The sequence below is a fragment of the Kitasatospora sp. NPDC089509 genome (genome assembly GCF_044749365.1).
Lineage (GTDB): Bacteria > Actinomycetota > Actinomycetes > Streptomycetales > Streptomycetaceae > Kitasatospora.
The window spans coordinates 583,801-599,623 of record NZ_JBIVHS010000002.1 but is presented as its reverse complement, the minus strand read 5'-3'; the positions used below and the strand labels follow the sequence as shown (position 1 = coordinate 599,623).

The 15,823-nt window shown below is 76.4% G+C and carries 1 protein-coding gene; it reads right to left on the bottom strand.

Translation table 11 applies throughout. The features are described 5' to 3' along the window. Positions 1-141: 141 nt before the first annotated feature. Positions 142-15,801 carry a type I polyketide synthase gene (locus ACIP4P_RS06000; protein WP_400915196.1) on the bottom strand — a complete coding sequence of 5,220 codons (15,660 nt, stop codon included), beginning with the start codon at positions 15,799-15,801 and terminating at the stop codon, positions 142-144. Positions 15,802-15,823: the final 22 nt, after the last annotated feature.

Here is a 15,823-nt window from a genome sequence, read left to right as displayed (position 1 = left end):
CCTGACGTCAGGTCCGACCCGTGGCCCGCCCAGTCTCGCCACGCTCGACCCCGGTTTTCCCTAGAGCCCCGAGCGGACCGGCTCCGGACGCGGGCGGGCCCGGCACCCGCAGGTGCGGGGCCCGCCCCTGCCGGACCGCGCTCACTCCCGGCCGCGCAGCCACTCCTCCACGATCCGCGCGGTGTCGGCCGAGTCCTCCCGGATCATCGACAGGTGGTCGGCGTCCACCCCGACCACCTGGGCGCCGGGCACCAGCGGTTCGGCCTGGGCGCGCTGCTCGATCGGCGTCTCGTCCGCGCCCGTGAGGGCCCGTTCGCAGCTGACCAGCAGCACGGGTGCCGAGGTGTGCTGGACCTCCAGCCGGTTGAGCAGCACCATCCACCGGCCCATCGCGGACAGCCGGGAGTTGGTCAGCCGCACCGGCGAGTCGGCGCCGGTGAAGTTGAGCCGCATCATGCCGGTGTAGTCGGTGCCCTCGTCGGCGTTGTGCTGGAAGCTCAGCGTGTCGAAGAGCACCACGCCGGCCGGGCGGATGCCCCAGGTGTGCTCCAGCAGGCCGGCCGCGGCGTAGGCGAAGGAGCCGCCGGAGGAGTGGCCGGCCAGCACGAACGGGTGGCCGTCGGCGGCCCGCAGGGCGCTCTCGGCGATCACCCGGGTGGCGACCTCCGGGGTGGCGGGCAGCCGCTCGCCGGTGGCGAAGCCGACCAGCGGGAGCGCCGACACCTCGCGCTCGCCCCGGAAGTGGGCGGCGAGCCGGGAGTACTGGTGCACCCCCGCGTTGGCGGTGGGCGCGCTGACGCAGATCAGCCGGGTCGGGCGCGGCCCCTCGGCGAGCCGGGCCGCCCAGGGCAGGTCCTCCAGTTCGGCGGTGGCCTCGAAGGTGGGGCGCAGCGCCGCGACGGTGGCCAGCATGCGCTGGGCCTCGGGCACCTTGCCGTTGGCCAGGGCGTCGGTGAACAGCCGCTCCAGGGAGTCGAGTTCGGGTTCGCCGCCGGGGACCAGCACGGCCCCGTCCGGGTCGTCGGCGCTGCGCTGGTCGGCGAGTTCGCCGCGGATCCAGGTGGCGAGCTCGCCCGGCGAGCGGCTGTCGAAGACGACGGTCGCGGGCATCCGCAGGCCGGTGGCGGTGGCCAGCCGGTTGCGCAGTTCGACGGCGGTGAGCGAGTCGAACCCGAGCTCGTAGAAGTCCCGTTCGGCGTCGACGGCCTCCGGGCCTGGGTGGCCGAGCACGGCGGCGGCCTCGGCCCGGACGGTGTCGACCAGGTACCGCATCCGGTCGCGCTCGCCGAGTTCCAGCAGCTGCCGGGTGAGGTCGGCGGCCGCGTCGGCCCCTACGGCGGCGCCGGCCGCGGTGCGCCGGGCGGCGCGGACCAGTCCGCGGAACAGCGGCGGCACGTCGCCCTGGGGGCGCATCCCGCCGGTCGCCAGCCCCATCGGGACGACCAGCGGTTCGACCGAGCCGAGCGCGGCCTCGAAGAGGTCGAGGCCCTGCTCGACGGAGAGCGGCGGGATGCCGCCGGACTGCATGCGCCGCATGTCGGTCTCGCTGAGTTCGCTGGTCATACCGGCGTCCTGGGCCCACGGGCCCCAGGCGAGCGAGGTGCCGGCCAGGCCGAGCGAGCGGCGGTGGTCGATCAGGGTGTCCAGGAAGGCGTTCGCGGCCGCATAGTTGCCCTGGCCGGGGCTGCCCATGATGCCCGCGATGGAGGAGAAGGTGACGAAGGCGGCCAGGTCGTGGTCGCGGGTGAGTTCGTGCAGCCGCCAGACCGCGTCGACCTTGGGCCGCAGCACGGCGGAGAGCCGCTCGGGGGTGAGCGAGGTGATGATGCCGTCGTCCAGCACACCGGCGGTGTGCACCACGGCGGTGAGCGGGTGCTCGGCCGGGATGTCCGCGAGCAGCCGTTCGGTGGCGGTCCGGTCCGAGGTGTCGCAGGCGACCACCCGGGCCTCGGCCCCGAGCGCGGCCAGTTCGGCGGCGAGCTCGGCGGCGCCGGGCGCGTCGGGTCCGCGCCGGCTGGTGAGCAGCAGGTGGCGGGTGCCGTTGGTCGCCAGGCGGCGGGCGAGGTGGCGGCCGAGGGCGCCGGTGCCGCCGGTGATCAGCACCGTGCCGTCGGGGTGCCAGGCGCGCGGCGCGGTGCGGGCGGCGGGCTCCCCGGCCGTGGCGTCAACCTCGGCCGTGGTGTCGACCCCGGTCGTGGCGTCGACCGCGGGGTCCGTCAGCCGGGCCAGCCGGCCGACCCGCAGTTCGCCGCCGCGGACGGCGAACTGGGCCTCGCCGTCGGCCAGCTGGCCGGGCAGCAGCGGCAGGACCGCCGCCACGTCCTCGACGCCCTCGACGTCGAGCAGGGCGAAGCGGCCGGGGTGCTCGGAGTTGGCCGAGCGGACCAGGCCCCAGGCGGCGCCGCCGGGCAGGTCGCGGACGGTGTCGCCGGCGGCGGCCCGGACCGCGCCCCGGGTGACGAAGACCAGCCGGGCGGCGGCCGCCCGGTCCTGGACCAGCCACTCCTGGACCAGGGCGAGGACGCGCCCGGTGTGGGCGTGCACGGCCTCGGGCACGTCGCCGTCCGGGCCGCGCAGGGCGACCAGGACCAGGTCGGGTACCGGGCGGCCGAGGTCGGCGAGCGCCGCGACCGAGGAGCCGGTGCCGTAGTCGTCCGGGCCGAGCGCCGTGCAGCGCGGCGGCACGGCGGCGGCCGGTGCGGCGGGGGCGGGGATCCAGTCGACCCGGAACAGCGGGTCCCGGCCGGTGCGGGCGTCGGTCGAGGTCTCCTGCGGGGCGCGCAGCGCGACCGAGCCGACGGTGAGCACGGCCCCGCCCTCGGGGTCGGTCGCGGTGACGGACACGGTGGCCTCGTCCAGGCGGACCAGGCGCACCCGCAGGGCGGCCGCTCCCCCGGCGTGCAGGGCGAGGCCCTGCCAGGCGTACGGCTGCGGGAGCTGCTCCTCGCTGCCGACGCCGAGCAGGACGGCGCCGTGCAGCACGGCGTCCAGCAGGGCGGGGTGCAGGCCGAAGTAGCGGGCGTCCTCGGCGGGTTCGCCGTCCAGTTCGACCTCGGCGAAGACCTCCTCGCCACGCAGCCAGGCCGTGCGCAGGCCGTGGAAGGCCGGGCCGCGACCGGGCTCGCGGTAGAAGCCGTCCAGGTCGACGGCGAGCGCCCCGGCCGGCGGCCAGACCGGCGGCGCGAGGTCGGGCAGGTCGCTCTCCTGGGGCAGCAGGGTGCCGGTGGCGCAGCGCGTCCACGGCTCGTCGGGGGCGGCGTCGCCGGGGCGGGCGTAGCAGGCCAGCGGTCGGGCGCCGGTGTCGTCGGGTGCGCCGACCCGGACCTGGACGACGGGTTCGTCGTGCTCGGCCAGCGGCAGCGGGTCACCGAGGGTCAGTTCCCCGATCCGGCCGCAGCCGACCTGGTCGCCGGCCCGGACGGCCAGTTCGACGAAGCCGGCGGCGGGGAAGGCGGGGCGGCCGGCGATCCGGTGGTCCAGCAGCCACGGGTGGACGCGCAGCGCCAGTCGGCTGGTGAACAGCACGCCGTCGGCGTCGGCGAGCGGGACGGCGGCGCCCAGCAGCGGGTGTTCGGCCGAGACCAGTCCGACCGAGCCGACGTCGCCGGAGAGCGCCGCGGGGCGCGGCCAGTAGCGGCGGTGCTGGAAGGCGTAGGTGGGCAGTTCGACCCGGCGGGCGCCGGTGCCCTCGAACAGCGCCGCCCAGTCGACCGGGACGCCGGCCGCGTACAGTCCGGCCAGCGCGGTCAGCAGGGTGCGCTCCTCGGCGCGGTCCCTGCGCAGGGCGGCGGTGCGCACGCAGTCGTTCGCGTCCTCGTCGAGGCTCTGCTCGGCGAGGGCGGTGAGCGCGCCGTCGGGGCCGAGTTCGAGCAGGGCGGTGGCGCCGGCCGCGCGGAGGGTGCGGATGCCGTCGGCGAAGCGGACGGCCTCGCGGACGTGCCGCACCCAGTACTCGGGCGACTGCAGGTCCTCGGCGATGCCGCCGGTGAGGTTGGAGACGACCGGGATCGAAGGGGCGTGGTACGTCAGGCCGTTGAGGACCGTACGGAAGTCGTCCAGCATCGGGTCCATCAGCGGCGAGTGGAACGCGTGCGAGACGCGCAGCCGGGTGGTCTTCCGATCGGCGAAGTGCGCCTCGACCGCCGCGACGGCCTGCTCCGCGCCCGAGACGACCACGGAGGTCGGGCCGTTGACGGCGGCTATGGAGACGAACTCGCCGAGCAGCGGCCGGACTTCCTCCTCGGTGGCCTGCACGGCGAGCATCGCCCCACCGGAGGGCAGGGCCTGCATCAGCCGGCCCCGCGCCGCCACCAGGGCGCAGGCGTCGGCCAGCGAGAACACCCCGGCCACGTGCGCGGCCGCGACCTCGCCGATCGAGTGCCCGGCCACGAACTCCGGCCGCACACCCAGCGATTCGACCAACCGGAACAGCGCCACCTCGACCGCGAACAACCCGGCCTGGGCGAACTCCGTCCGGTTCAGCAGCTCCTGGTCCATCCCCCAGACCACCTCACGCAGCGGCAGCTCAAACCGCTCGCAGACCTCGTCGAAGGCCGCCGCGAACACCGGGAACCGTTCGTACAACTCCTGCCCCATGCCGAGCCGTTGCGAGCCCTGACCGGAGAACAGGAAGGCCGTCGACCGTTCGGCCGCCTGGCCGCGGGCGACCTCCGTCAGCCCTTCGCTGCAGGCCAGCAGCACGGCCCGGTGCTCGAAGCCGGAGCGGCCGGCAGCGAGCGAGAACCCGATGTCCAGCGGGGAGAGTTCGAGGGCCGAGGCCCGGGTGAGGTGGGTGTCCAGCGCCGGGCCGGAGCGGGCGGAGAGCACCCAGGGGACGACGGCCGGCAGCAGCCGCTGCTCGTCGCCGTCCTCCTCGGCGCCCCCGGCCGGGACCGGCGCCTGTTCGAGGATCACATGGGCGTTGGTGCCGCTGATCCCGAACGAGGACACCCCGGCCCGCCGGGGGCGCTCGACCTCGGGCCAGGGCCGGGCCTCGGTGAGCAGGTCGATGGCGCCGGCCGACCAGTCCACGTGTCCGGACGGCCGGTCCAGGTGCAGCGACTTCGGCAGTACGCCGTGCCGCATGGCGAGCACCGTCTTGATCACCCCGGCGACCCCGGCGGCGGCCTGGGCGTGGCCGATGTTGGACTTCAACGAGCCGAGCAGCAGAGGCCGTTCACGGTCCCTCCCGTAGGTGGCCAGCAATGCCTGGGCCTCGATCGGGTCGCCGAGGGCGGTGCCGGTGCCGTGGCCCTCGACCGCGTCGACGTCGGCGGCGGACAGTCCGGCGCTCGCCAGGGCCTGGCGGATGACGCGCTGCTGGGAGGGGCCGTTGGGGGCGGTCAGGCCGTTGGAGGCGCCGTCCTGGTTGACGGCGGAGCCGCGCACCACGGCGAGCACCGGGTGTCCGTGCCGTTCGGCGTCCGAGAGCCGCTCCAGCACCAGCACGCCCACGCCCTCGGACCAGTTGGTGCCGTCCGCGGCGTCCGAGTAGGCCTTGCAGCGGCCGTCCGCGGCGAGCCCGCCCTGCACCGTGAACCCGGCGAAGCTCACCGGGGTGGTCATCACCGTCACGCCGCCCGCCAGCGCCAGCGAGCACTCGCCGGCCCGCAGCGCCTGGGCGGCCAGGTGCAGGGCGACCAGGGAGGAGGAGCAGGCGGTGTCCACGGTGACGGCCGGGCCCTCCAGGCCGAGGGTGTAGGAGATCCGGCCGGACAGCACGCTGGAGGCCAGGCCGGTGCCGGAGTGGCCGCCGATGTCCTCGCGGGAGTTCATCATCAGGGTGGCGTAGTCCAGGCCGTTGGTGCCGACGAAGACGCCGGTCCGGCTGCCGCCGAGCTGCTCGGGGTCGACCCCGGCACGCTCCAGCGCCTCCCAGGAGGTCTCCAGCAGCAGCCGCTGCTGCGGGTCCATGGCGAGGGCCTCGCGCGGCGAGATGCCGAAGAACCCGGCGTCGAAGTCGGCGACGCCGTCGATGAAGCCGCCCTCCAGGGTGGCGCTGCGGCCGCGGCCGTCCCGGTCACCGGCCAGCAGGGTCCGCAGGTCCCAGCCGCGGTCCTCGGGGAAGCCGGCGATGCCGTCACCGCCCGCGGCGACCAGCCGCCACAGCTCGTCCGGCGAGGTCACCCCGCCGGGCAGCCGGCAGGCCATGCCGACGATGGCGATCGGGTCGCCGTCCACCGCCGGTCCGCCGGTGGCGGGCAGGGACGGCGCGGCGGGCGTGTCCAGGAGCTCGGCCAGCAGGTGTTCGGCCAGCGCCTGGGCGGTCGGGTAGTCGTACACCGAGGTGGCGGGCAGCTTCAGGCCGGTGGCCGCGCCGAGCCGGGCGGGCAGTTCGACGGCGGTGAGCGAGTCGAAGCCGAGGTCGCGGAACTTGCGGTCGGCCAGGACGGCGGAGCGGTCGGGGTGGCCGAGCACCGCCGCGACCTGGGCGCGCACCAGGTCGGTGAGCAGGGCGGTGCGCTCGGCCGGGGCGAGCGCGCGGAGTCGGCCGGTGAGTTCGGAGGCGGCGGTGGCGAAGCCCCGGCGGGTCTCGGCGGCGGCCTCCAGCACCGGGCGGGCGGCGGGGAGGTCGCGCAGCAGCGGGTTGCCGCGCAGGCCCACCAGGCTCTCCAGGACCTGCGGCTGGGCCAGGTCCAGCAGCACCAGCGCCGGGGCCGGTCGGCTGACGGCCTGGCGCAGCGCGGCCAGCGCGAGGTCGGGGTGCAGGGCCGGGACGGCCGCCCGCGGGGTGCGGCCGTCGGCGTCGGCCGGGGCGGTGTACTCGGCGCCGACCCAGGCGCCCCAGGCGACGGCGGTGGCGGGCAGGCCCTCGGCGCGGCGGCGCCGGGCCAGCGCGTCCAGGACGGCGGCCGGGGCGGCGAGCGCGGCCCGGCCGGGGGTGCCGACGGCGCCGGCGACGGCGGAGCAGAGCACGAACGCGGTCAGGTCGAGGCCGCGGGTCAGCTCGTCCAGGTGGCGGGCGCCGAGCGCACGGGCGTGCTGGGCGGCGGCGAGGCGTTCGGGGGTCAGGTCGTCCAGCACGCCGTCGTCGACGACGCCCGCCGCGTGCACGACGGCGGTCAGCGGGGCGTCCGCGGGCAGGTCGGCGAGCAGGGCCGCGAGCGCCGCGCGGTCGGTGACGTCGCAGGCGGCGACGGTCACCCTGGCGCCCTGGGCGCGCAGTTGCGCCGCGAGGTCCGCCGCGCCGGGGGCGTCCGGGCCCCGACGGCCGGTCAGCAGCAGGTGCTCGGCGCCCTCGGCGGCGAGCCAGCGGGCCACGGCGGCGCCCCGGCCGCCGGTGCCGCCGGTGACCAGCACCGTGCCCCGGGTCTCCCCCGGGGTCCAGCCGGCGTCCGGGGAGCCGGCCGGGGCCGGGACGAGCCGACGGGCGTGCACGGCGGTGGCCCGGATCGCGAGCTGGTCCTCGCCGTCGGTCGCGGCGAGCACGGCGGCGAGCCGGCGCACCGCGGCCGGGTCCGGGGTCTCGGGCAGGTCGACCAGGCCGCCCCACTGCTGCGGGTGCTCCAGTGCGGCGACCCGGCCGAGGCCCCAGACGGCGGCCTGCTCGGGCGCGGTCGGCGCCTCGGTGCGGGCGACCGCGACCGCGCCCCGGGTCAGGCACCACAGCGGGGCGGTGAGCCCGGCGTCGCGCAGCGCCTGCAGCAGGACGAGCGTCCCGGCGGCGGGCAGCTCACCGGGGCCGAGCGCCAGCAGCGACAGCACACCGGCGAACGGCCGCCCGGTGGTGGGCAGTTCGCGCAGCAGCGCGGTCAGCTCGGCCCGCTCCGGGGTCCGTACGGACAGGACCAGGGCGTCCGGGCCGACCGCCTCGCAGGCGGCCGCCGCCCACGCCTCGTCGCCGCCCTCGGCCGGGGTGACGACCAGCCACGGGCCGGACGGGCGGGCCGTGGAACCGCCCGGCAGGGCGGGCCAGGCCTCGTGGAAGCGCAGCGCGTCCAGCAGGGACTGGTCCCGGTGGTGGCGCCGCCAGGCGGACAGCGCGGGCAGGACGGTGCCGAGCGCCGCGCCGTCCACGGCGAGGTCGGCCGCGAGCGCGTCCAGGTCCTCGCCCTCGACGGCGGCCCAGAACCGGGCGTCCAGCGGGTCCTCCGGCCGGGCCGCGCCCGGGCGGACGGCCGGGGCGTGCGTCCGGGGCCAGTAGCGCTCGCGCTGGAAGGCGTAGGTGGGCAGGTCGACGCGCCGGGCGCCGGTGCCGTCGAAGACCCGGGCCCAGTCGACGGGGACGCCGACGACGTGCAGCCGGGCGAGCGCGGTCAGCAGGGCGGCCTCCTCCGGGCGGCCGCGGCGGCAGGCCGGTGCCACGACGGCGTCCGGGGCGTCGGTGAGCGTCTGGCGGACGGCCGGGGACAGTGCCGCGTCGGGGCCGAGCTCCAGGAAGTCGGTGGCGCCGGCGGTGTGGAGGGTACGGAGGCCGTCGGCGAAGCGGACGGTCTCACGGACGTGGCGCACCCAGTAGTCGGGCGACTGGAGGTCTTCGGCGATCCCGCCGGTGAGGTTGGAGACGACGGGGAGCGAAGGGGCCTGGTAGGTCAGGCCGTTGAGGACGGCACGGAAGTCGTCCAGCATCGGGTCCATCAGCGGGGAGTGGAAGGCGTGCGAGACGCGCAGCCGGGCGGACTTCCGATCGGCGAAGTGCTGACGGATCGCCTCGACGGCCTCCTCCGTGCCGGAGACGACCACGGAGGTCGGGCCGTTGACGGCGGCGATCGCAACGAACTCGCCGAGCAACGGCCGGATTTCCTCCTCGGTGGCCTGCACGGCGAGCATCGCGCCGCCCTCCGGCAGCGCCTGCATCAACCGGCCCCGCGCCGCCACCAGGGCGCAGGCGTCCGCGAGCGAGAACACCCCGGCCACGTGCGCGGCGGCGATCTCGCCGATCGAGTGCCCGGCCACGAACTCCGGTCGCACGCCCAGTGATTCGACCAGCCGGAACAGCGCCACCTCGACCGCGAACAGCCCGGCCTGGGCGTACTCCGTCCGGTTCAAGCGCTCCTCCTCCTCGCCCCAGAGCACCTCCCGCAGCGGCAGCTCGAACTGCTCGCACACCGCGTCGAAGGCCGCCGCGAACACCGGGAACCGTTCGTACAACTCCCGGCCCATGCCGAGCCGTTGCGAGCCCTGACCGGAGAACAGCAGGGCCGTTCGGCGCTCGCCGTCGGCGACCGCGCCCCGGGCCACCTCGGTGCCGTCCAGCAGCACCGCCCGGTGGGCGAACCGCGACCGTCCGGCGGCCAGCGACAGGCCGATGTCCAGCGGCGAGCCGGCCACGCCCGCCAGCCCGGCCAGCTGCGCGTCCAGCGCCGGTTCCGACTTGCCCGCCAGCACCCACGGCACGACGGCGGCCCGTACCGGCCGCCCCTCGACGCCCTCGACACCCTCGACGCCCTCGACACCCTCGACGCCCTCGAAGCCCTCGAAGCTCTCGCCGCCCTCGACCGGGAGCGGCGCCTGCTCGACGATCACATGCGCATTGGTGCCGCTGATGCCGAAGGCGGAGACACCCGCCCGACGCGGCCGACCGGTCTGCGGCCAGTCCTCCGCCCGGGTGAGCAGCCGGATGTCACCGGCCGTCCAGTCCACGTGCGAGGACGGCGCGTCCACGTGCAGGGTGCGCGGCAGCACCCCGTGCCGCATCGCGAGCACCGCCTTGATCACGCCCGCCGCACCGGCGGCGGCCTGGGTGTGGCCGATGTTGGACTTCAACGAGCCGAGCAGCAGCGGCCGTTCACGGTCCTGCCCGTAGGTGGCCAGCAGCGCCTGGGCCTCGATCGGGTCGCCGAGGGTGGTGCCCGTGCCGTGGCCCTCCACGAAGTCGACCTCCGCCGCCGAGAGCCGGGCGTTGGCGAGGGCCTGGCGGATCACCCGCTGCTGGGCCGGGCCGTTCGGCGCGGTCAGCCCGTTGGAGGCGCCGTCCTGGTTGACGGCCGACCCACGGACGACGGCCAGCACGGGGTGCCCGTTGCGCCGGGCGTCGGAGAGCCGCTCCAGCACCAGCACGCCCGCGCCCTCGGACCAGCCGGTGCCGTCCGCCCCGTCCGCGAAGGCCTTGCAGCGCCCGTCCGGGGCCAGCCCGCCCTGCCGGGTGAAGCCGGGGAAGCCCAGCGAGGAGGACATCACCGTCACGCCGCCGGCCAGGGCGAGGGTGCACTCACCGCTGCGCAGCGACTGCGCGGCCAGGTGCATCGCCACCAGCGAGGAGGAGCAGGCCGTGTCGACGGTGACCGCCGGGCCCTCCAGGCCGAAGGTGTACGAGATCCGGCCGGAGACCACGCTCGCCGCCAGGCCGGTGCTCGCGTGCCCCTCGATGTCCTCCGCGGAGTTCATCACCAGGGTCAGGTAGTCCTGGCCGCCGGTGCCGACGAAGACGCCGGTCCGGCTGCCGCGCAGCTCCGTCGGGTCGATGCCGGCCCGCTCGACCGCCTCCCAGGAGGTCTCCAGCAGCAGCCGCTGCTGCGGGTCCATGGCGAGGGCCTCGCGCGGCGAGATGCCGAAGAACCCGGCGTCGAAGTCGGCCACCCCGTACAGGAAGCCGCCCTTGGCGGTGGCGCTGCGGCCCCGGTCGCCGGGGTCGCCGCCGAGCAGGGTGTCGAGGTCCCAGCCGCGGTCGGTGGGGAAGTCGGAGATGCCCTCGCGCCCTTCGGCGACCAGCTCCCACAGCTCCTCGGGGGTAGCGATCCCGCCGGGCAGCCGGCAGGCCATGCCGACGATCGCGATCGGGTCGTCGGTGGCGGCCGCCGTGAGCGCCGCGGCCGCGGGTTCGGGCCGGCCGCCGAGCAGCTCGGCGAGGAGGAGGTCCGCGATCGCGGTGGGGGTCGGGTGGTCGAAGACCAGGGTGGCGGGCAGGCGGAGGCCGGTGGCGGCGGTGAGGCGGTTGCGCAGCTCCAGCGCGGTCAGGGAGTCGACGCCGAGGTCGTGGAAGTCCCGCTCGGGGGCGACGGACTGGGGTCCGGGGTGGCCGAGCACGGTGGCGGCCTCGGTACGGACCAGGTCGAGGAGGTGGCGCGGCCGGTCGGCCTCGCGCAGGGCGGCCAGGTGCGCGCCGAGGGCGGCGCCGGTGCCGGTGGTGGCGCCGGAGGCGGTGCGGCGGCCCGCGGGCAGCAGGGCGCGGAACATGGTCGGCACCTCGCCCCGCGGGCGGGCCCCGGCGGCCATCCGGCCGGTCGCGACCAGGAAGGGCTCGTCGACGGCCATGGCGGCGTCCAACAGGGCGAGGCCCTGCGCCTCGGTCAGCGGGGGGACGCCGGAGGAGCGGATGCGGTGCAGGTCCGCCTCGGCGAGGGTTCCGGTCATGCCGGACGTGGGCACCCAGGCGCCCCAGCCCAAGGACTGGGCGGGCAGGCCGAGTTGACGGCGCCAGGAGGCGAGGGCGTCCAGGAAGACGTTCGCCGCCGCGTAGTTGCCCTGGCCCGCGCTGCCCATCACCCCGGAGACGGAGGAGAACAGCACGAAAGCCTGCAGATTCTGACCGGCCGTCACCTCGTGCAGGTGCCAGGCCGCGTCGACCTTGGGCCGCAGGACGGCGGACAGCCGCTCGGGCGTCAACGCCGTCACCACGCCGTCGTCCAGCACACCGGCCGCGTGCACCACACCCGTGACCGTCCGGTCCTTGAGCGCCTTCGCGAGCGCCTCCCGGTCGGCCGCGTCACAGGCCAGCACCTCGACCCGGGCGCCCGACGCCGCCAACTCGGCCACCAGGTCCTCGGCACCGCCGCGTCGGCTCAGCAGCAGCAGGTCCCGCACGCCGTGCTCGGCTATCAGGTGCCGGGCGACCAGCCGGCCCAGGCCGCCGGTACCGCCGGTGACCACCACCGTGCCGTCGCCCCAGCCGGCGGAAGGCCCGGCGGAGGGCCCGGCGAGGGCGGCGCGGGCCAGCCGGCCGACGCGCACCGCGCCGTCGCGCACCATCACCTGGGACTCCCCGACGGCCAGCGCGGCATCCAGCGGCAGGTCACCGTCCGTGTCCACCAGGACGAAACGGCCCGGGTTCTCGGACTCCGCCGCCCGCACCAGACCCCACACGGCGGCAGCGGCCAGGTCCGACACCTCGCCCACCGCGCCCACCGCGCCCCGGGTGAGGAACACCAGGCGCGAGCCCTCGAAGCGCGGCTCCGCCAGCCACTCCTGCACCAGACCCAGCGCCCACGCCGTCACCTCGTGCACGGCCTCCGGGCCCTCGGCACCGCCCGGCACCGGCGCCACCACGACCTCCGGCACCTCGACGAGCGCCGACAGCGAGGCAGGCTCCCCGTCCAGGGTCACCGCCGACACCCGCCCACCCGCACGCGAGGGCGCGGGCACCCACTCCAGCCGCAGCAGCGAACCACCCGCCCCGGCGCCCTGCGCCACGGCCGGGGGCTCACCCAGCGTCAGCGACTCCGCCGACAGCACCGGCTCCCCGGCGGCGTCCGCCACGGCGAGCGCCAACGTCTCCGCGCCCGTCCGCACCAGCCGCGCCCGCACCACGGTCGCCCCCGAGGCGTGCAGCGACACCCCGGACCAGCCGCTCGGCACCAGGCCACGGCCGTCCGCCCGCACCACCGCCGCCAACAGCGCCGGGTGGAGACCGAACCCGGCCGCCTCCGTCGGCAGCACCGCCTCGACGAAGGTCTCCTCGCCGCGCCGCCAGAGCGAGCGCAGTCCGTCGAAGGCCTCGCCCAACTCGGCCTCCTCGCGCACCGCCGCCGGGTCGGCCACCACCGCCCCCTTGGGCGGCCAGACCGAGGCGTCGAACGCGGCCGACCGCTCACCCCGGACGAGCTCGCCCGCAGCGTGCTCCACCCACGGCGCGTCGGGGTCGGCGTCCGTACGGGAGAAGATCCGCACCGGGCACGCGCCGGAGCCCTCCGGCGCGCCCACCTGGATCTGGACCACGACCGAGCCGTCCTCGGGCAGCACCAGCGGCTCGGCGAGCGTCAGCCGCTCGACCCGGTCGCAGCCCACCTGGTCCGCGGCCCGCACGGCCAGCTCCAGGTACCCGGTCGGCGGGAACACCGCGACCCCGTCCACCCGGTGGTCACCCAGCCACGGCTGGGCCGCCAGCGACAGGCGCCCGGTCAGCAGGGTGCCCTCGGCGTTCGCCAGGGCGACGGTCGCGCCCAGCAGCGGGTGTTCGGCGGAGGCCAGACCGGCGCCGGTCAGGTCCCCGAGCCGCCGGGCCGGGCGCGGCCAGTAGCGCTCGTGCTGGAACGGGTACGTGGGCAGGTCGACCCGGCGGGCGCCGGTGCCGTCGAACAGCCGCGCCCAGTCCACCGGTACACCGGCGACGTGCAGCCGGGCCAGGCCGGTGACCAGCGTGCTCTCCTCCGCACGGTCGCGGCGCAGCAGCGGGACGGCCGGGGTGTCGGGGTCCTGGACCAGGGCCGACAGGACACCGTCCGGGCCGAGCTCGACGAAGGCCGTGGCCCCGGCCTCGCGCAGCGCGCGCAGGCCGTCGGCGAAGCGGACCGTCTCGCGGACGTGCCGCACCCAGTACTCGGGTGACTGCAGGTCCTCGGCGATCCCACCGGTCAGGTTGGACACGACGGGGATCGAAGGCTCGCTGTACGAAAGGCCGTTCAGCACCTCATGGAAGTCCGCCAGCATCGGATCCATCAACGGCGAGTGGAACGCGTGCGAAACCCGCAGCCGGGTGGTCTTCCGCCCGGCGAAGTGTTCGCGGATCGCCTCGACGGCCTCCTCCGCACCCGAGACCACGACGGACTCGGGGCCGTTCACCGCCGCGATCGCCACCAAGTCGCCCAGCAGTGGCCGGACTTCCTCCTCCGCGGCCTGCACGGCGAGCATCGCGCCGCCGGACGGCAGCGCCTGCATCAACCGACCACGGGCGGAGACCAGCGCACACGCGTCCGCGAGCGAGAACACCCCCGCCACATGCGCGGCCGCCACCTCACCGATCGAGTGCCCGGCCACGAACTCCGGCTCCACACCCAGCGATTCGAGCAGCCGGAACAGCGCCACCTCGACGGCGAACAGGCCCGCCTGGGCGAAGTCCGTCCGGTTCAGCAGCTCCTGGTCCGTTCCCCAGACCACGTCCCGCAGCGGCAGTTCGAACCGCTCGCACACCGCGTCGAAGGCCGCCGCGAACACCGGGAACCGGTCGTACAACTCCCGTCCCATGCCCAGCCGTTGCGACCCCTGCCCGGAGAACAGGAACGCCGACGACCGCTCGACCGCCGCACCCCGCGCGACCTCACCGCCGTCCACCAGCACCGCCCGGTGCCGCAGCCGCGACCGCCCGGCCAGCGACAGCCCCACGTCCACCGGCGAGCCGTCCAGCCCGACGAGGCCGGCCAGTTGCGCGCCCAGCGCAGCCTCCGACTTCGCCGAGACCACCCACGGCACCACACCCGGCACGACAGCCGGCCCGACGACCCGCGCGGCCGGCGACTCCTCGGGCGTTTCCGCCTCCGCCTCCGCCTCCGCCGGTTCCTCCTCCGGCGCCTGCTCCACGATCACGTGCGCGTTCGTCCCGCTGATCCCGAAGGCCGAGACGCCCGCCCGGCGCGGCCGGCCGGTCTCCGGCCAGTCCCGGGCCTCGGCGAGCAGTTCCACCGCGCCCGCCGACCAGTCCACCTCGCCGGACGGCGCGTCCACGTGCAGGGTGCGCGGCAGGACCCCGGCGCGCATCGCCAGCACCGTCTTGATCACTCCCGCGACCCCGGCGGCCGCCTGGGTGTGTCCGATGTTGGACTTCAAGGAGCCCAGCAGCAGCGGCCGTTCACGCTCCTGCCCGTAGGTCGCGAGCAGCGCCTGCGCCTCGATCGGGTCGCCGAGCGGGGTGCCCGTGCCGTGGCCCTCGACCGCGTCCACCTCGGCGCCCGACAGTCCGGCGGCCGCCAGGGCGGCCCGGATGACGCGCTGCTGGGACGGGCCGTTCGGCGCGGTCAGCCCGTTGGAGGCGCCGTCCTGGTTGACGGCTGAGCCGCGCACGACGGCCAGCACCGGGTGCCCGTTGCGGCGCGCGTCGGACAGCCGCTCCAGCACCAGCACGCCCGCACCCTCGGCCCAGCCCGTCCCGTCGGCGGCGTCCGCGAAGGCCTTGCACCGCCCGTCCGGGGCCAGTCCGCCCTGGCGGCTGAACCCGGCGAAGCTCATCGGTGTGGACAGCACGGTGACGCCGCCCGCCAGGGCGAGGGTGCACTCACCGGCCCGCAGCGCCTGCGAGGCCAGGTGCATCGCCACCAGCGAGGAGGAGCAGGCGGTGTCGACGGTGACCGCCGGGCCCTCCAGGCCGAAGGTGTACGACACCCGGCCGGAGAGCACGCTCGCCGTCAGGCCGGTGGTCGCGTGGCCCTCCATGTCCTCCTCGGCGTTCATCACCACGCCGACGTAGTCGACGCCCGCCGTGCCCACGAAGACGCCGGTCCGGCTGCCGCGCAGGCCCGCCGGGTCGAGGCCGGCCCGCTCGAAGGCCTCCCAGGAGGTCTCCAGCAGCAGCCGCTGCTGCGGGTCCATGGCCAGCGCCTCGCGCGGCGAGATCCCGAAGAAGTCGGCGTCGAAGTCGGCCGCGGCGATGAAGCCGCCCTCGATCGCGGCGCTGCTCCCGGCCCCCTCGCCGAGCAGCGCCGCCATGTCCCAACCCCGGTCGGCGGGGAAGGCGGTGACGCCGTCCCGCCCGTCGGCGACCAGCCGCCAGAGCTCCTCGGGGGTGGTCACCCCGCCCGGCAGGCGGCACGCCATGCCGACGACGGCGATCGGCTCGTGCCGGCCGGACTCGACTTCCAGCAGCCGTTGGCGGGTCTGGTGCAGGTCGGCCGTGACCCACTTGAGGTAGTCAACGAGCTTGCTGTCGTTCGACATGGGAGGTGGTGCCTTCCTGTGT